Consider the following 19,547-nt stretch of genomic DNA (forward strand, 5'->3'; position numbering starts at 1 on the left):
CCCCCTACCTTACTCTACTGCCTTTTTTTCTAGAGCTTGCTCCAGATTGATTAGACTTAATATCTCTTTCATCTCTTATTCTTTTATCTTTATGATTTATTTCCTTATACTTTACATTGTGATATTTTATATTCACTTGATTAACTTTTCTGCCTAGAAAAGCTTCTAAAGCCTTATAAATTTTATCTTGTATATCTAAACATAAGCTATCTACAGCTACTTGATTTTCTCCATCTTTATTCCCACATAGATATTCATCAAGACCACATTTTATATTTACGATGACATCTGCCTGAGAATTTTTATTATTTTTTATACTAGTCTTTATCTTTTGTTCCACAACTTCTGGATATGTTGCTAATACCTTTTCACAAGTCTGTGCTATTGAAGAATCAGAAATAGATATTTGCCCCTTATCATCAGCCAAAATCAAATAAGAGTCAGGAGATTTTTTTCCCAAAGTAAATAATATTTTTGCAAGAGATGATAATATAAAAATTCCTAAAATAATCATCATAGAATATACAAATATGTTCTCATTCATATATGACAAAATAGGTTCCAAATAACTCTTGTTATAGAAAAATATTAATAAAGATATAGCAAGCAAAATCGCCAGCAAATAGTAAATAAAATTCAATAATTTCTTCATAGACTATTCAGCCTCCATTTTCATTTATAAGTTTGTATCATCACTTATAGTATAACATAATACTATAAGTGATTACATATTAAAATTTTTGAAATTTCTGTGAAATAATGTTTATAGGTAATATTAATTTATTTATTGATATAAAAAAAGCCCATTGAACTTTGCATATGCATATTCTTTAGGCTTTTCATATACGAAAAATTAAATTACTTAAACTCTCTACTGCCAGGCTTTACAAGTTCTATTTTTCCTTCTTTACACAGTGGACAATTTTCTGCATCATATACTTTTATATCTATGTCTATTGCACTGTATATTGGCATTCCTATATCTTCTGATGTCCTATTAGCTATACAAGCTACTCCTATTACTTCTCCTCCCAATTTTTCTAAAACTTTTTTTGTTTCTTTCGTTGATTTGCCTGTAGTTACCACGTCTTCTGCTATTATTATTTTAGAACCTGGTTTTATTTCAAATCCTCTTCTAAGCTCCATTACATTATTTTTTCTTTCTGTGAAAATAGCTTCTTTGCCAAGTTGTCTACCCAACTCATAAGATACTACCACTCCGCCCATAGCAGGTCCCACTACTAAATCTATATCTAAATCTTTTATTTTTTCTACTACTATACTCAGTACTTGTGCTGCTTTGTCAGGATATCTAAGCACTTTTGCACACTGTACATATCTATTTGAATGCTTTCCTGAAGACAATAAAAAATGTCCCTCTAAAAGTGCATCACAATCTCTTAAAATATTTATTACATCAACATTAGTCATATTATACCTCCACAAAATCATATTATACTTTTTATCTTTATTAATAAATTTATTTTTAATGAATATATTTTTTATACTTTATTAAATATAAACTTATACATTCCTATATTATCCCTCTGATTTCATCTAGACTATTAATACCATTTTGATTCATATAGTATTTTAAATCCTCTATTATCTTTTCACCTATTTTTGGGTCTACAAAGTTCGCAGTTCCTATTTGTACACAAGTTGCTCCTGCCATAATAAATTCTATAACATCTTCAGCACACATAATACCACCCATTCCTACGACTGGAATATTAACAGACTTAGATACTTCATATACCATTCTAAGAGCTATAGGTTTGATAGCTGGACCTGATAGACCCGCTGTAATATTATCAAATACCGGCTTTTTATTTTTTATGTCTATGGCCATTGCTTTAAATGTATTTACCAGTGAGACTCCATCAGCACCTTCTTCTTCACATACCTTTGCCATCTCTACTATATCCTCTGCGTTTGGTGAAAGTTTTACTATTAAAGTTTTTTTGCAAACTTCCCTTACTGACCTCACTATATCTCTTGCTACTTCTGATTTGATTCCAAAAGCCATACCTCCGTACTTTACATTAGGGCATGAAATATTAAGCTCAATTATATCAAAATCTTCATCGCTTAGTAATTTTGCGCCTTCTATATAATCATCTTCACAATTACCACCCAAATTTACTATCCTACAAGTATCTATCTTGGAAAAGTCTTTTAATTCATTTTCAATAAATCCTTTTACTCCTGGATTTTCAAGTCCCACACTATTCATCATTCCTGATGGTGTCTCATATACTCTAAGTCCATCATTTCCCTGTCTTTTATCAAAAGTAAGGCCTTTTGAACTAATTCCACCTAAGAGTGATACATCATAAATTTCTCCATATTCTTTTCCGAATCCAAATGTTCCTGATGCCATTATTATTGGATTTTTTAAATCAAAGCCACACAAATTCACTTTTAAATCTGCCATTATAAAATCACATCCTCTCCCCAGAATACTGGTCCGTCTTTGCACGTTTTTTTATTACCTGAATGTGTTTTACAAGTGCATACTAAACATGCTCCCACTCCACAAGCCATATGATTTTCTAGGGAAACCTGAACTCTAGTACGTGTTTCATTAGCCATATCTAATATTTTTTTCATCATAGGTGTAGGTCCACATACCATAATGTAATCATATTTTTCTACATCTAATATATCTGTAATAAATGTTGATCCTTTTGTCGTAAAAACATTCTCACATTCTTTTGAAAATATATCCAACATTATTTCTTCTTCATTAAAACCTAAATATGCATCACAATTTTCCAGTTCTTTTGCGACCATATATAAAGGAGCTATTCCAACTCCACCACCTACTAGAGCAATTTTACCCTTAACCTTTTCAAAACCATTTCCATAAGGTCCTTCTAATTTTATATAATCATATTCTCTTAATTTTGATATTATTTCAGTTCCCTTGCCTACTACCTTGTACAAGAAACTTATATAATTTTCTTCTACTTCAAAAATGCTGATTGGTCTAGACAATAATGGAAAATTATCCCATGCTCTTAGCATATAAAATTGTCCCATTTTAGCATTAAATTTTCCTTCTATTTTTATGTAGTATATATTGTCGCCCACATAATAATTTTCTACTACCTTGTAATCCATTTTTCTACTCCCCAATCCCCAACAATTTCATTATTAATGCCATCCTAACATACATACCATATTGAGCTTGTTCAAAATATTTTGCCCTTGGATCTTGATCTACTTCTACTGCAATTTCATTTACTCTTGGAAGTGGATGTAAAACCAACATATTTTCTTTTGCTTTAGACATTTTTTCAACATCTAATATGTATGTATCCTTTAATCTCTCATATTGAGCCTTATCTTCAAATCTTTCTCTTTGAACTCTAGTCATGTATAATATATCGCATTTTCCTATTGCTTCTTCTAAAGATGCTGTCTGCTCATAATTAATTCCTTCTATATCATTTAAAACTTCTTCTGGCATTTTTAATTCATCTGGAGCTATAAAAATAAACTTTGTGTCGGTATATCTTGACATAGCTTTTGCAAGTGAATGCACAGTTCTACCATACTTTAAATCCCCACACATTGCTATAGTTAAATTATTTAATTGTCCCCTACATGCTTTTATTGTAAGTAGGTCTGTAAGTGTCTGAGTTGGATGTTGATTTTTTCCGTCTCCTGCATTTATAAAAGGAATTTTGCATGCTTTTGATGCTTGAATTGCTGCTCCTGATATTGGATGTCTCATAGCTATTACATCCACATAATTAGAAACTGTTGTGATCGTATCTTCTAGACTCTCTCCCTTTGATACAGATGAAGCTCCTGGATCAGAAAAACCTATTATTCTTCCTCCCAATCTATTCATCGCTGCTTCAAAACTAAGTCTAGTTCGAGTTGATGGTTCATAGAATAATGTAGCTAATAGTTTGCCTTCAGCTACTCTTATATATTTTGATGGGTCTTCTTTGATTCTTAAACCCAAATCTAGTACTGATTCGATTTCTTCTACTGAGAAATCTGCTGGTTGGACAAGGTGTCTACCTACTAATGTCATTATATTTTCCTCCTTTTCGGCCTCACAGGACCCAATTAAAGCATAAAAATTTTCTACCTTAAAGATTAACATCTTTGCTAGCTAATGTCAAGAAAAATAAAGTAAGTCTATATTCAATATTATACTTTACATTTAATATAAACTACTTTCAAATAACAATAGACTAGCCATTTAGGCTAGTCTACAAACTAATATATTATAAGCTGCATCTCTTATTTCTGATGCATTTTTGAAGGGCAACCCGTACAACCACCTGAGTGTGAGCAACCACTGCAAGCCCCATTTTTTCTTACATATTTAAATGCTACAAATACTGCCACAGCTATTATAGCCACTACTACAACTGTTGAAATCATCGATGTATTCATAATTTTTTCCCCTTTCTCTTATTTACATTAGTTAAATTACCCATAAATGATATTAAATATCATTTATGGGTAATTTTATTTCACTTACTTTACAATCTTATTTTCATTTTTCCACATATTAACAATAAAATATATATAAACTATAATTAATTTTCTGATACAGCTCTTTTAACTTCTACATCAGATAAATTTTTTGGTTTTCTAACTAGTAGATAAATAAATATTATCAATACTAATCCTGCTACAGCAGTCCAAATATTTGGAGACTTTCCTAATACTAATACACTACCGAACTGGAATACCATTAAAGCCATACCATATGCAAATAAGCACTGATAAATTACTGTGAACCAAGTCCATCTAGCATCATTCATTTCTTCTCTAATAGCACCTACTGCGGCAAAACAAGGTACGCATAGCTGATTGAATACCATAAAACTTAATGCAGATACCGTAGTAAATGCTGCTGTAGTATATTCAATCATCGATGGAGTATCTGCACCAACATCTCCACCCAAACCTGCTACAACACCAAATGTAGAAACTACTACCTCTTTGGCAGCCAATCCACCTATTGTAGCCACTGTAGATGTCCAATCACCAAATCCTATTGGTGAGAATATTGGAGCAATTGCTCTACCCATAGCTTCTAATAATGAATGACTTTCATTACTAAATTCGACAAATTCAAAGCTTGTAGATACATTCTGTAAGAACCAAATTATTATTGTAGCAAGTAAAATTACTGTACCTGCCTTTATTATAAATGCTTTAATTCTATCCCAAGTAGTTCTCAGTACATTTGTTACTGTTGGTATATGGTATTCTGGAAGTTCCATAACAAATGGAGCTGGATCCCCTGCAAATTTTCTAGTCTTCTTTAGAATCACTCCTGAAATTACAACAGCAATAATACCTATAAAGTAGCATAGAGGTGCAAACCACCAACCTTTTCTGCCTGCAAACACTGATGCTGCAAATAACGCTATTATTTCAGTCTTAGCGCCACAAGGCATAAATGAGGCTACCATTATAGTCATTCTTCTATCATTTTCATTTTCTATTGTTCTTGTAGCCATAACACCTGGTACTGAACAACCTGTACCTATTAAAATAGGTATAAATGACTTTCCAGATAAACCAAATCTACGAAATATTCTATCCAGTATAAAAGCTATTCTAGACATGTAACCAATATCTTCTAATATAGCCATTAGTAAATAAAGAGTTGCAATTATTGGTAGGAATCCAAGTACACCACCTACACCACCAATTATTCCATCTACCACTAAGCTATTTACCCATGGTGCAACCTTTGCAGATTCAAGCAATGAACCTACACCACCACCTATTATCTCTCCAAAAAATACATCGTTGACCCAGTCAGTTACTGGACCTCCGACTATTGTAACAGCAATATAGTAAACAAAGAACATAATAGCCACAAATATTGGTATAGCTAAAAATCTATTTGTAAGAATTCTATCGGCCTTATCACTCGCTGTAAGCCCTGTCCTTCCCTTTTTTACTGTATTTGCTACTATCGATGATATATATGTATATCTTGCATCTGTTATAATTCCTTCGCCATCATCGTCAAGTTCGGCTTCAGCCTTAGCAATCACTGATTCTACATCTGTCTTTTCGTTTGCACTCAAATTTAAGCTTTCTGTTGCTTTTTCGTCATTTTCAAATAGTTTAATTGCATACCATCTACTGTGATTTGAAAATTGTATTTTTCCTACAGATTTTTCTATTTCATTTAAATATTCTTCAACCTGCTCATCAAAAACATCTATTGGTTGATAATTTCTGCCTACTGCTTTTCTAGCTTCTTCTATTACTTTATCTATATTTTTATTTCTAAGTGCTGATATTTCAATTACAGGACATCCCAAATCAGCGCTTAGTTGTCTGACATTAATCTTATCGCCATTTTTTTCTACTATATCCATCATATTTAAAGCTATTATCATAGGTATACCTAATTCTGATAGCTGAGTAGATAGATATAAATTTCTTTCTATATTAGATGCATCTACAACATCCACTATCACATCTGGTTTTTCATTAATTAAGTATTCTCTACTTACTACCTCTTCCAGAGTATATGGTGATAATGAATAAATACCTGGTAAGTCTGTTATTTTTACCTCTTTATCTTTTTTGTAAGACCCTATTTTTTTCTCAACTGTTACTCCAGGCCAGTTACCAACATATTGGTTAGATCCTGTTAGAGCATTGAAAAGCGTTGATTTTCCACAGTTAGGATTACCTGCTAGTGCAATTGTAATACTCATCTTTTATCCCCTCTCTATTAATTCAATTTCAACACAAGATGAATCGTCTTTTCTTAGCGAAAGTTCATAACCTCTTAGTGATATCTGTACTGGATCGCCCAAAGGAGCCACCTTTCTAACATACAATTCGGCATTTTTCGTTATACCCATATCCATAATTCTTCTTTTTAACGGGCCACTACCATGGATTTTTTTTACCGAATAATAATTACCCACTTCGGCATCTTTTAATGTTTTCATAATAATTCCTCTTTTCGTATTGATATTGAAATCTATTCTCATTATAATTTTAAAAATAGACTTCATTATGATATTAAATATTTATTAAAATATAAATTATTGCTAACTAAACTATTATTTTTGATTAAATATTATATTTTATCAATTATATATTATATAATTAACTTTAATTCAGTGGAGACACGTTAATCTTTTTCGCTAAATCTTTTCCTATACCAACTCTACTGTCTCTCACATTAACAATTATATTCCCCATATTTTCTGATATTACTGTTACTGGAGTACCATCTACAAAACCCATATTTGCTAATTGTTTTTTCTGGTCATCTTTTATTCTTATTTTCACTATCTGCATAGCTACTCCTATAGGTGCAATTGATAGGTTCATATAAACCCCTCCTTAAATATAATAGAAACTCATTATCATCTATTGCATAAATTTTAATAATTAAACTAATTTGATATAAATAGTATAGTTCAATCAATATTAATTGTCAATAAGTTGTTAAGATTTAATTAAAAACATTTTTCATTTCTGATAATAATCGTTTGTATTATTTTTCATTTCTTTGCAAAAAAAAGACTGCTAAAAGCAGTCTTTTGATTTATTTATATTTTAGTACCATCCTCTAAGTTTCATTGCAGTAGCAACTCTCTTAACTGAATGCATGTAAGCAGATTCTCTCATAGTTACACCATATTCTTCTTTGATTGCCCAAAGAGCTTCAAATGCTTTAACCATAGCTTCATCTTCTTTTTGTTCAACTTCAGCTTCAGACCAATAGTATCCATATAAGTTCTGTACCCATTCGAAGTAAGAAACAGTAACACCACCAGCATTAGTTAATATATCTGGAGTAAGAACTATTCCCTTTCTATTAAGAACTTCGTCACCTTCTGGAGTTGTAGGTCCATTAGCAGCTTCACAAACTAGCTTAGCTTTAATCATTTCAGCAACCTTAGCATCAATTGAATTTTCAAGAGCAGCAGGAACAACAACATCAACATCTGCAGACCAGAATTCATCCATGTTTATCATTTTAGCACCTGGGAAGTCAACTAAGTTACCCTTTTCAGCTCTGTAGTCCATCATTGCCTGGAAATCTAAACCATCTTCTTTGTATAAAGCATACGGTCCAACTTCCTTATCCCATTCTGCAAGTGCAACAACTTTTCCGCCTAATTTCTGGATATTTTTAACTGTGTAAGCACCAACATTACCAAATCCCTGTACAGCAACAGTTGCTCTCTTCATGTCTATTCCTAATTTCTTAGCAGATTCTCTAACTGTAACAGCAACACCATAACCAGTAGCTTCATTTCTTCCTAATGATCCACCGAATTCAACTGGCTTTCCAGTTAATACACCGATTGAAGAAACACCAACAAGTTTATTGTATTCATCAACCATCCAAGACATTATTTTACCATTTGTATTTACGTCTGGAGCAGGAACGTCAACTTTTTCTCCGATTAACTTGTAGATACCATCTATGTATCCTCTAGATAATCTTTCTAATTCACCTTCAGATAATTCAGATGGATCAACTATGATTCCACCCTTACCACCACCGTAAGGTATACCAGTTGTTGAGCACTTGAAAGTCATCCATATAGAAAGTGCCTTTACTTCTTCAAGAGAAACGTTTGGATGGAATCTAATACCACCTTTAGTTGGTCCTACAGCGTCATTATGCTGAGATCTGTATCCCTTAAAAACCTTTATAGAACCGTCATCCATTTTAACTGGGATGTTAACTTCGATAACTCTTCTTGGTTCTTTAAGTAGTTCATAAACCTGTGGTTCCATTCCTAATTTATCACAAGCGTTCTTTACTTGAGCCTGTGCCATTTCAAATACATTTGCCATTTGTAAGCCTCCTTAAATTAAGATACTCTATTTATATTTTTGTAGGAAATTTTCCCCTTTTTCAACAACAATTCTAGTTCGGAGAACATTTTCCTAACTCTAATGTGATTATAACACATATAAATAAAATAGTGTATAAAATTTTAATATTTTATGACTTTTTTTTATTTTCTTTTTAATTCACTATCGAAAGTTCGAATAATCTAATTTTTCAGAATATTTTTAAGTCTATAAATCCATATATAAAAATCAAATATTTTCACTATACTCTATCTGTAAACTACATAAGAAAAAACCCTATACATTTAATGTATAGGGTAAAATTCTCGAATATTATCTTATTATTATTCTGGCTGAGGTGCATCCACTGGACAAACACCTGCACATGATCCACAGTCTATACAAGCAGATCCATCGATAACGTAGATTCCGTCACCTTCAGATATACATGATACTGGACATTCAGCAGCACAAGCGCCACAACTAATACAAGAATCTTTAATTACATAAGCCATTGTTATTACCTCCAAATTTAAATATATTTATCATCAAATTCATTATAACAGATGACCTATTCTTTTGCAATTGATTTTAAGAAAAAAAAGCATATTTTTTTCTTTGTTTTTCAAAGCTTTAATACTATCAATCTTTTATTTTTACAGTAAAACAAATATAAGATAACTCCAATCATAATTGATAATACTTTTCACATACAATATATGTATTTATTATGCCTCTTCTCCGTCTTTCATTAGATATGAAAGGGTAAATAAACTTTCAGTTAAATTTACACTCTCAACGATTACACTTGATGGCACATCTAAATCAACTGGAGCAAAATTCCATATACCTTTTATACCGCTCTTAACTAGTCTATCTGCTACCTGTTGAGCTCCTTCTTTCGGTATACAAAGTATAGCAATTTCTACATTATTTTCGCTTACAAACGATTCAATTAAATCAGAATCCATTATTTCATAATCTCTAATCTTTAAACCTATCATCCTTGGATTTGCATCAAAAACTGCCATTATATCAAAACCAGCATTTTTAAAACCAGAGTAATTAGTAAGTGCTTGACCCAAATTACCTGAGCCTACTAAAATTGCTTTGTATTTTTTATCAAGTCCTAATATCTTAGCTATTTCTCTATGTAGAGCTTCAACATTGTATCCATATCCTTGTTGGCCAAAACCACCGAAGTTATTCAAATCCTGTCTAATTTGTGAAGCTGTGAATCCTATTATTTCACTTAGTTCTTTTGATGAAATTCTCTGTATGTCTTTTGCAAGCAAGTCTGCTAAGTATCTATAATATTTTGGTAATCTTCTGATTACAGCCATCGAAATATTCTTATTTCCCATTAGAATCCCTCCATGTATATTTTATTACATAGTAAAAAATATATACTTATCAAAAGTTGCATTATATAAAAATAAATTTCAGTATAATTAATATTAAAAACTATGTTACTTATTTCATTATACCTCATTTTCGATAAATTTAAAACATTTTTTTATTCAGCTATTTTTTCCCATTTTTCGTAAAGTTTTTCTAGTTTTTTTTCGAGGTCAGATTTCTCTAGATTGACCTCTTTTAGCTTATTTAAGTCATTATATATCTCTTCTTGACAAAGCATAATTTCAAGTCCATTTATCTGTTTTTCCACAAGCGAAATGTCATTTTCTAAGTCTTTAATCTTCTTTTTCTCTTTATTTTGTTGCAATTTCAACTCTTTTTCACGTTTTTTTTCTTCTTTTATCTGAGTTTTAGTCTTTGCTTCTTGCCCTTGTTCTGTAGCCATCTGATCCATCTCAAAAGCTTGCAATTTCTTACTTTGATAGTAATCATAATTTCCTAAATATTCTATTATTCCATCCTTTGTCAGCAATAAGATTTTATCGACAACTGTGTTAAGAAAATATCTATCATGAGATATGGTAAAAATTGTTCCATCATACTCTAATAGAGCCTCTTCTAGAACTTCTTTTGAGTCTATATCCAAGTGGTTAGTAGGCTCATCCAAAAGTAGAAAATTTGAATCTGATAAGATTAATTTTAAGATAGCTATTCTAGCTCTTTCGCCACCACTTAGCGATTTTATCTCCTTAAATACATCTTCATCTTGGAACAAAAATGCTCCTAATAGGTTTCTTACTTCTGTTTGTGTCATAGTAGTATGGTCATTCCATATTTCATCTATAATAGTATTATTTAAATTTAAACTAGTTTGTTCCTGATGAAAATACGCAATCTCTACATTGGCTCCCAGTTTTACATCTCCTGAAGATTTCTTATTTTCTCCCATTATTATCTTAAATAGAGTTGACTTTCCTATGCCATTAGGACCTATTAGTGCTACTTTTTCTCCCCTATAAATATTAAAATTAACACCTTTAAATAAGGTTCTATCTTCTATTTCTTTGCTCACATCTTCTACTTGTAGTACATCTTTACCACTTTGAGATACTGATTTAAAAGAAAATTTTGCCTTAGATTTTATTTCAACGGGCTTTTCAAGTCTTTCAACCTTATTCAGCATTTTTTCTTTACTTCTTGCTCTTTTTACATGTTTTTCTCTGCCATATGATTTTAATCTTTCAATAGATTCTTCTTGCTTTTTAATTTCTCTTTGTTGATTTTCAAAATTTTTCATAGCGATTTCTTTTTCTATTTTTGCTTTTCTTTGGTAATCACTATAATTCCCATCATATGCTTTTAGCCTTTTATTAGATATTTCAAATATTCTATTAACAGATTGATCTAAAAAATATCTATCATGTGAAATAATCATTATAGTTCCATTATATGCTCTTAAAAATCCCTCTAGCCATTCTACAGCATCTGCATCTAAATGGTTAGTCGGTTCATCTAGCATTAATAAAGATGGCTTACTAAGAAGCAACTTTCCTAACAAAACCCTAGTTTTCTCTCCCCCAGATAAGACATTTATTTGCTTTTCAAAATCTTCATCTGAGAATCCTAGCCCTCTTAAAGTACCTACTACTTCACTTTTATATCCATATCCGTTATTTTCTTCAAAATCTTCATATTTTTTACCATACAAATCCATCAATTTTTCCAGATCACTTGATGATACACTAGAATCAGACGATTTATCTGCAATTTCTTTTTCAATATTTCTAAGTTCTTCCTCGGCACTAATTAAATCTGAAAAAACCGATAATATTTCTTCATAAACAGTTTTATCAGATACAAAGTTAGTATTTTGCTCCAAATAACCTATTTTACAGTCCTTTGAAGTAAAAATATCTCCCTTATCATACCCGTATATTCCTGTTATAATTTTAAATAAGGTCGTTTTTCCAGTACCATTAATACCGACAATACCGACCTTATCCGACTCTCTTATTGAAAAAGATATATCTTCAAGTATGGTTTCAACTCCAAAGCTTTTTGTGAGCTTGTTACATGATAACATTATCATAAGTTGTCCTCCTATCAATTATCTTTATTTTTCTCTGTTTATATATATCTAATATTGGTTTATCTTTAAATTAGGTATTGCATTTAATTCCATACCATCTCTTCTTCCATTTATATACCTATAATAACCAGCACAGCCTATCATAGCTGCATTATCTGTACATAAAACTAAAGGTGGATATCTAAGCTCCAAATTGTTATCCTTACATATTTGTTCGAACTTATATCTAAGAGCTGAATTTGCTGCTACTCCACCAGATAAAGCCACAGTGCTATATTTCTTATCAAGAGCTGCCCTTATAGTTTTTTGACTAAGGACATCCACTACAGCATTTTGGAAAGATGCACATACATCCTCTTCTACTATATCTAAATTTTTCATTTTCATTGAGTTTAAGTAATTCAATACTGAAGATTTTAACCCGCTAAATGAAAAATCATAGCCAGGATCATTTAAGCATGCTCTTGGAAAATCTATTGCATTAGGATTTCCATTTTTCGCCATTCTATCTACAATAGGCCCACCTGGATAGCCAAGATTCATGGCTCTTGCTATTTTGTCAAAAGCTTCACCTGATGCATCATCCTTGGTCTTTCCTATTATCTCATAATCTCCATAGTCCTTTACTTCAACTAAGTGCGTATGACCACCAGATACTATTAAAGTAATGAATGGTGGCTTTAAACTTTTATGTTCAATATAATTTGCTGATAAATGACCTTCTATGTGATTTACACCAACAAGAGGTATCTTTAAGGTAAAGGCAAGAGCTTTTGCATATGATAAGCCTACTAGCAATGCTCCTACCAAACCTGGTCCATATGTAACTGCTATGTGACTAATATCTTCAAATCCTATACCTGCTCTATCTAAAGCTTCTTGCACTACTATATCAATATTTTCTACATGTTTTCTTGATGCTACTTCAGGAACCACACCACCAAATTTTTTATGTGTTTCTATTTGAGTAGAAATCACATTAGAAAGAACCTCTCTTCCATTTTTTAAAATAGCGCAAGCTGTTTCATCACAACTACTTTCTATTGCCAAAGTAATAATGTCATCTTCATTAATTTTGATTTTTTCATCATTAGATTTTTTTTCAATTTTTTCTAAGTCTTTATTATTAAAGACTTCAGTAATATTATCTATATTATTCAATTAAAACACCTCTCTAAGTTGTTTCCACATTATTAGGGCATCTTCTTTATTGTCACCATAATACTCTTTCCTTAAGCCACCATTTAAAAAACCATACTTTTTATATAAGTTTTGTGCAACAATATTTGATTTTCTCACCTCTAATGTTATTGATGCAAGCCTATCTCTTTCGCACTTTTCTATAAACTTACACATCATTTCATCACCTATTTTCTGACCTCTAAAATCTTTATGAACAGCTACATTAGTTATGTGAGCTTCATCCAAAATATACCAAGCTCCTATATAGGCTACTATTTTACCATCCTCATTTTCAGCTACAATATATCTAGCCAATTTATTTTTCAACTCATCTTTAAATGCAGATAAGGACCATGGATCAGAAAAGCAAGATACTTCAACTTCATGTACTCCATTTATATCATCTGATTTCATATTTCTATACTTCATTTCTTTTTATTTTTTCCTCATATTGTATTTCTGCCTGTGATTTTCTAATATATAAAGCTTCTAAATCATAAGCATTTTTTATATCTATATTTTTTTCATATTTTTTCTTTGCCAATACACATATACTAGATGCCTTTGAAATATTTTTATCAGTATCCACAATTTCTATATTGTCTGTTTTTAATTTTTCTTTATGCTTTATTGTGCCCTCTCCTAATAAAATAAAATTACTATCATTTTGCCTTATAGAGTCCAATAAATCATCTATTGATATCACATCGATATCAACTACTTTCTCTAGTTCATTTTTTTCAGCCTTGTAGATAGCTGCATACACATTATCGGCCTGTGCATCTAATATAGGAACTATTATCTTATCTGTATTTACAACATTCTGTGCAAGTGTTTCTAAGGAATTAACAGCAATGATAGGAATATCCTTTACATGGCTTATAGCCTTTACTGTAGCAAGGGCAATTCTAATACCTGTAAATGATCCTGGTCCTATACATACACCAATTAAATCAATTTCATCTATTTTTGTATCAGCCAAATCCAGCAAACTATCTAACATTGGCATTAATTTTTGTGAATGTGTTCTTTTATCGTTTATTATTATCTCACCAACTAGAACATCATCAATCTGAAGAGCTATACTAGCTGCTTTTGTAGAACTATCGAAGCTCAATATTTTCATTTTTTAACAACTCCTCTACAAGTTTTTCATATTTTAATCCATATGCCTTAAACTCTACTTCTCTTCCCTCTTCACAATAAGAAATATAAAGTTCTAACCTCTCTTTTGGCAATATATCTTCTATAATATTTGACCATTCGATTATACATACGCCATTAGAGTTTATATAATCTTCAAAGCCTATATCATACATTTCTACACTTTCACCTATTCTATATACATCAAAGTGATAAAGCTTTAATCTTCCTTCTTCATATTCATTTATTATTGTAAAAGTTGGACTTGTGATGTCCTCTTCTATACCTAAACTATGAGCAATACTTCTTGTCATGCAAGTTTTTCCGGCACCTAAGTCACCATTTAAGCATAAAATAGCACCTTCAAATAAAAGCTTAGCTATTTTTTGTCCGAGTTTTATAGTAGAATCTTCATTTTTCAGAAATATTTTTTTCATATTACCTCCCGATTCTATTTATCTATAATATAAGTACTATAATTAACCCACTATATTTATATTTTATACTTATATTATTTATATCAATTACAAATTAATGTAAAATGACCTAATTCACTAGTATATATTATATCATTGATTTTTCAATATTCCTAGCTTTTAAAATCCAAAAATAAAAAACATCTAAGTATTTAGATGTTTTTTATTTTATATTTATTTAATTAAATCTTTTGATATTGCACTTTCTCCCCCTACTATAAAAACTTTTTCTATATTATTAATTTTTTCTTCTATTACTTTAGGTATAGTCTCTTTTTCTGTTAAAATAATAGGCCCTTTTAATTTTAAAGATAAACCTGAAGCAACAAGTGCATCCACAAAATATGCTTCTTTTCCAGATACTAACACAATACTATCACTTTGAGGATAAGCTTTGTCTCCTACTAGTTTCGCTGTTTCAAACCTATTACTTCCAGCAATTCTATTAGTTTTAACTTTGAATTTGAATTCATTTGATATCCTTTTATACCCACCAATTATAGTAAGCTCTTTTTTAGAATTGATTATTTTTTCAGTTTTATCTGTAACATAATTCTTCTTTGCTAAAAGTATTGGAGTCTTATTCTTAGCTGACAAAGTTCCCGCCGCTAATGCATCCGCATATGCTTCTCCACTTGTCAAAATTATTTCATCAGACTTTAGTCCTAATTCTATTAATTTTTCATATATTTTTTCTGCTGTTGTATACCTATCTGATCCTGCTAATCTATTTACTTTGTAAGATTCTTTCTTCAGTTTGTTTTCTATTCCAGCATTAAGCACATTATAACCACCACAAATGTATACATCTTCTGCCTTTAATCTTTTTATTTCATTTAACAAATCCTTATTTATATTGGAATCAGCTAATAAAATTGGTGCATCTAAATAACTTGCTAATGTGCTAGCAACTAAAGCATCTACTTCTGTTTTCCCACTAGCTATTACAACTTTTTTGCTTCCATTAGGATAATTATATTTACTTACTTCTATAGATGTAAGATATCTATTATCTCCAGAAATTCTTTTTATTTTTTTACCATTATTTTTTATTATATTGGCATTTATATCAGTATCTTCATCATATTGTCTAATGGTAGTAGTATCTATTGACCACTTATCAAACTTATATCCCTTTGCAAGCTTTAACTGTGGGATTTCTAATTTCACTGGAGTACCTTTTTTTACATAATATGTAGTAGGATCATTTGTACTTGCATTTTCGGGAACTTTGAAGTTTACACTCACATAATCATCTGGTTTTTCTATGGTACCACCTATGTATACATCTAACATTTGCAATTCTATAAAATGATACTTACTATTAGAAAATAATTCTTTATGCTTAGGATTATTAGTTATTAATTTTACAGGTTGATCATCACCTACTGTTTTTCCATCTTGCTTTTTATAAAAAGAATCCGTATCTAATTTTTTCAATGATAGTGGTATTTTTGTTTCTTTTAAAAGAGAATTTGAAAATGCATTGGCTCTTATTTCTTCAACGCCTTCATTTAACTTCAATTCCTTTAATCTCTTCCATTTTGGATTTTGCTCAAATGTATTTTCAGAAATAACTTTTATATTCGCTGGTATTTCTAGACTTTCTAATCTATTAGCCTGAAAAGCTCTTGGTCCTATCTCTTTTATTGTTGAAGGTATCTCTAAAGTATTAATTCTTATACCTAAGAATGCAGATTTTCCTATCTTCTCTAAACCTTTTGGCAACTCTATTTTATTGAACGAGTCATTAGTATTCATTGAAAATAACCCGTCTGGAACTTCTTTTAATCTATTTGGTAGTTTTATTTTTATATTTTCTGTATTAAGTGCGAATACAGCAATACCTAGTTTATTGATACTTTCGGGCAATATAACTTCTTTTAATTTATTACCATGAAAAGCCCCGCTACCTATTTCCTCAATGCCTTCATGGAGGTCAATATTTTCTATAGAATTATCCTTAAAGGCATTTTCGCCTATTATTTTTATAGACTTATGCATCGCTATGCTTTTTAATCCATTTGGTGAAATTATATTGTCTAAAGGATATTTAATTCCCTCTGCAGTTTGAAAAGCACTCTCTCCTATCTCCTCTATTATTTGTCCTTTGTCTGTTTTTTCTGGAATAACTAAATTTTTATTTACTAAATATTTTTCCCTACCTGTGTTTGAATATCCCAATATTTTATTTCCATCATATACAAAATCACTTGGGTTCCATTTAGCTAATTCACTATACTCCAGATTAGAAAGTAAATCTTTTAATTGTGCCACTTTATTATCTACTTCTGTTTGACTTACTTTATCATTGTTTATAATTGATTGAGTACTAATAATTTCAGCTTTGATTTTACTAGTTGAATCCTCATTTAATAAACTTGGGTTTATTGATGATATTTTATTGTACAATTCTTTTAACTCGTTTTTATCAGCACCTATACTTACAAGTTTTTTCATCGATTCACTTAGCATGTTATCTGCCTCATCTATTTGATTTTGATTTGCATCAAAATTAGAGAATACAGCTTTCGCCTTACTTAAATTAGAATTAAATTCATCAAAAGAATTTTTTTCATAGTTGCTAGCGATTTTAGTATTTGCTGTATTAATAGTTTGAAAAAGTTTGCTTCTATCTACTATGTTTGTTGGTAAAATAAATTTTTGATATTTACTCTCGGCTGTGTATACACTAGACTCTATATGATTAGGATTTCTAGTATACATAAATACAGTTCCGCTATTTTCATCTCCAGGCTGAAGCTGACCTGCTGGTATTTTTTCCATACCTGTATTACGTGCGAATACATAGCCTTGAATTTTAAATATGTTATAAGGTATATTCACGCTCTTGATATGATTGTCTTCAAAACTATAATTATCCAACTGTAGTTGCACCACATCATCAGAAATCATTAATTCGTCTATACTGTTTTTGGAAAATGCTCTATTTCCAACTTTGACAATTGTAGAAGGTAAATTAATCTTACTTATTTTATTATTTTGAAAAGCATACGAGTCGATTATTTTTACACCTTTATTTATGTTTAATTCACTGATATTATTGTTTTTAAATGCTGCAACACCTATATAAAAATCCTTAAAATCCTCTTTCATACTTGGCAATTTTATCGAATTTATCCCCTTATCACTAAAAGCACTGGGTCCTATTCCTGTTATAGGCTTCTTTATTTTCACTCCATTTTCTTCAACTTCATTAAAATCTGGTATCACAACATCCTTATAGTTTTCAAATTTACTTAATCCTTGAGGAGAAAATCCTGTAACCGCATAATATGTCATCCCTTTAATCATCTTTTCCTGTAAAGTTGAATATGTAAAATCATCTTGATTCCATGAAACAGATTTTTCATCAACTACAGCCTTAATTTTTATATTTAAATTAGATATAAATCCATTAGCCGCATCTTGATCACTTAAAACATTATCTTTATATTCTGAAAATTTACCTGAAATTTCTACTGTTTTACCATTAAAATTATCTACATTCCATGTAATTCCTGTCTCATGTTCATTATATACACCCTTTAACATAACTTTTTTGTTCAATATTTTTATAAGCTCTTGTTTGCTAGTAGAAGCAGGAACATTTATTTCTCCTAAATTTATATTTAAAGCATTTGAAACTGGAGCAAGTAAATACATTTTTGTTTCACGTTCATAAGGTATATTTATTTCATTTAATGTCGTAGGTATTGATTTTTCAATAAATTTTATTGGAACTCCTTGATTTGATATAGCAAAGTTGCTTACTTGCGTTTTATCGAATACATTAGCTGATAAGACACCAAAATTTTGCCCAAAATCTATTTGACTATTTAACAAAGGACAGTTTAAAAATGCTTTTCCTCCTATTTCTTTGATGCTACTGGCCATTTTTACACTTTCTAGGTTGGCACAATTACTAAAAGATAAGGTTGAAATTTTTTCTAAACCTTCATTTAAATTTAAAGCTTTGATACCTGTTTTAATAAAAGCACCCTCTTGAATTTCTTTTAATGTAGATGGAAATTTAACATCAATTAAAGAGTTCTGCATTCCAAAAGCTTGTTTTTCAATTACTTCTAGTCCTTCATTTAGTTGTAGTGACGATATTTTTGTTACACCATTAGTGGCTGTAGTATAAAATGCCTTTGATCCAATTCTTTTTACTGCATGCCCTCCTATTGTTTCTGGTATAATTACATTTGTTTCTTTTCCTTTGTAAGCAATAATAGCACCAGTATTTGAATCAAATACAAAATCTTCTTCTGAATTTTCGGCTAGTGCAGGTTCATTTATATATGTATAAGTTGGAACTATAGGTGTAAACGACATTGTAAAAGCTATTAGTAGTACTAATATTTTCTTTTTATTCATAATTTCCCCCAAATTAAATTTATCTTATTGATATCGATAGCCATTATAAATATTTACTACTACAACAAACCGCCCTTAATTTTAAGCGC

18 protein-coding genes are annotated in these 19,547 nt (G+C 30.5%); all 18 read right to left on the reverse strand.

What is annotated here, in order from left to right; all coding sequences use genetic code 11:
- Positions 1–4 precede the first annotated feature (4 nt).
- Entirely contained in the window at positions 5–652 is a 648-nt protein-coding gene (gene amaP / locus O0R46_RS08605; RefSeq protein WP_269311348.1) for an alkaline shock response membrane anchor protein AmaP, read from the reverse strand.
- A 206-nt stretch (positions 653–858) separates the two neighbouring features.
- On the reverse strand, positions 859–1,431 hold the full coding sequence (pyrE, locus tag O0R46_RS08610) for an orotate phosphoribosyltransferase (RefSeq protein WP_269311349.1): 573 nt from the start codon (positions 1,429–1,431) through the stop codon (positions 859–861).
- A 103-nt stretch (positions 1,432–1,534) separates the two neighbouring features.
- Complete coding sequence (locus O0R46_RS08615) at positions 1,535–2,437, reverse strand: dihydroorotate dehydrogenase (RefSeq protein WP_269311350.1); 903 nt, start codon at positions 2,435–2,437, stop codon at positions 1,535–1,537.
- Positions 2,437–3,126 (reverse strand): dihydroorotate dehydrogenase electron transfer subunit, encoded by a 690-nt coding sequence (locus tag O0R46_RS08620; RefSeq protein WP_269311351.1) that lies wholly within the window; start codon positions 3,124–3,126, stop codon positions 2,437–2,439. Before O0R46_RS08620 ends, O0R46_RS08615 begins: the two co-directional genes overlap by 1 nt.
- 4 nt (positions 3,127–3,130) lie before the next feature.
- Positions 3,131–4,051: an aspartate carbamoyltransferase gene (gene pyrB / locus O0R46_RS08625; protein WP_269311352.1), complete on the reverse strand. Its 921-nt coding sequence runs from the start codon at positions 4,049–4,051 to the stop codon at positions 3,131–3,133.
- 212 nt (positions 4,052–4,263) lie between these two features.
- Positions 4,264–4,419, reverse strand: coding sequence for a FeoB-associated Cys-rich membrane protein (locus tag O0R46_RS08630; RefSeq protein ID WP_269311353.1), 156 nt, complete (start codon positions 4,417–4,419; stop codon positions 4,264–4,266).
- Between the two features lie 146 nt (positions 4,420–4,565).
- Complete coding sequence (feoB, locus tag O0R46_RS08635; RefSeq protein WP_269311354.1) at positions 4,566–6,719, reverse strand: ferrous iron transport protein B; 2,154 nt, start codon at positions 6,717–6,719, stop codon at positions 4,566–4,568.
- A 3-nt stretch (positions 6,720–6,722) separates the two neighbouring features.
- Entirely contained in the window at positions 6,723–6,959 is a 237-nt protein-coding gene (locus tag O0R46_RS08640; protein ID WP_269311355.1) for a FeoA family protein, read from the reverse strand.
- Between the two features lie 166 nt (positions 6,960–7,125).
- Positions 7,126–7,347 carry a FeoA family protein gene (locus O0R46_RS08645; protein ID WP_269311356.1) on the reverse strand — a complete coding sequence of 74 codons (222 nt, stop codon included), beginning with the start codon at positions 7,345–7,347 and terminating at the stop codon, positions 7,126–7,128.
- Between the two features lie 228 nt (positions 7,348–7,575).
- Positions 7,576–8,829, reverse strand: coding sequence for an NAD-specific glutamate dehydrogenase (gene gluD, locus O0R46_RS08650; RefSeq protein WP_269311357.1), 1,254 nt, complete (start codon positions 8,827–8,829; stop codon positions 7,576–7,578).
- 344 nt (positions 8,830–9,173) lie between these two features.
- Positions 9,174–9,344, reverse strand: a complete 171-nt coding sequence (locus O0R46_RS08655; protein ID WP_269311358.1) for a DUF362 domain-containing protein — start codon at positions 9,342–9,344, stop codon at positions 9,174–9,176.
- Positions 9,345–9,557: 213 nt separating this feature from the next.
- The gene (locus O0R46_RS08660) at positions 9,558–10,193 is read right to left on the reverse strand and encodes a redox-sensing transcriptional repressor Rex (protein WP_269311359.1); all 636 of its coding nucleotides are present in this window, start codon (positions 10,191–10,193) and stop codon (positions 9,558–9,560) included.
- 152 nt (positions 10,194–10,345) lie between these two features.
- On the reverse strand, positions 10,346–12,277 hold the full coding sequence (gene abc-f / locus O0R46_RS08665) for a ribosomal protection-like ABC-F family protein (protein ID WP_269311360.1): 1,932 nt from the start codon (positions 12,275–12,277) through the stop codon (positions 10,346–10,348).
- A gap of 48 nt (positions 12,278–12,325) precedes the next feature.
- Complete coding sequence (tsaD, locus tag O0R46_RS08670; protein ID WP_269312555.1) at positions 12,326–13,351, reverse strand: tRNA (adenosine(37)-N6)-threonylcarbamoyltransferase complex transferase subunit TsaD; 1,026 nt, start codon at positions 13,349–13,351, stop codon at positions 12,326–12,328.
- Positions 13,352–13,438: 87 nt separating this feature from the next.
- The gene (gene rimI / locus O0R46_RS08675; protein ID WP_269311361.1) at positions 13,439–13,888 is read right to left on the reverse strand and encodes a ribosomal protein S18-alanine N-acetyltransferase; all 450 of its coding nucleotides are present in this window, start codon (positions 13,886–13,888) and stop codon (positions 13,439–13,441) included.
- On the reverse strand, positions 13,878–14,585 hold the full coding sequence (tsaB, locus tag O0R46_RS08680; RefSeq protein ID WP_269311362.1) for a tRNA (adenosine(37)-N6)-threonylcarbamoyltransferase complex dimerization subunit type 1 TsaB: 708 nt from the start codon (positions 14,583–14,585) through the stop codon (positions 13,878–13,880). Before tsaB ends, rimI begins: the two co-directional genes overlap by 11 nt.
- The gene (gene tsaE, locus O0R46_RS08685) at positions 14,563–15,039 is read right to left on the reverse strand and encodes a tRNA (adenosine(37)-N6)-threonylcarbamoyltransferase complex ATPase subunit type 1 TsaE (protein WP_269311363.1); all 477 of its coding nucleotides are present in this window, start codon (positions 15,037–15,039) and stop codon (positions 14,563–14,565) included. The genes tsaB and tsaE overlap by 23 nt, the downstream gene beginning before the upstream one ends.
- Positions 15,040–15,252: 213 nt before the next feature.
- Positions 15,253–19,458: a leucine-rich repeat protein gene (locus O0R46_RS08690; RefSeq protein ID WP_269311364.1), complete on the reverse strand. Its 4,206-nt coding sequence runs from the start codon at positions 19,456–19,458 to the stop codon at positions 15,253–15,255.
- Positions 19,459–19,547: the final 89 nt, after the last annotated feature.

The sequence above is a fragment of the Peptostreptococcus equinus genome (assembly GCF_027125355.1).
Classification (GTDB): Bacteria; Bacillota; Clostridia; order Peptostreptococcales; family Peptostreptococcaceae; genus Peptostreptococcus; species Peptostreptococcus equinus.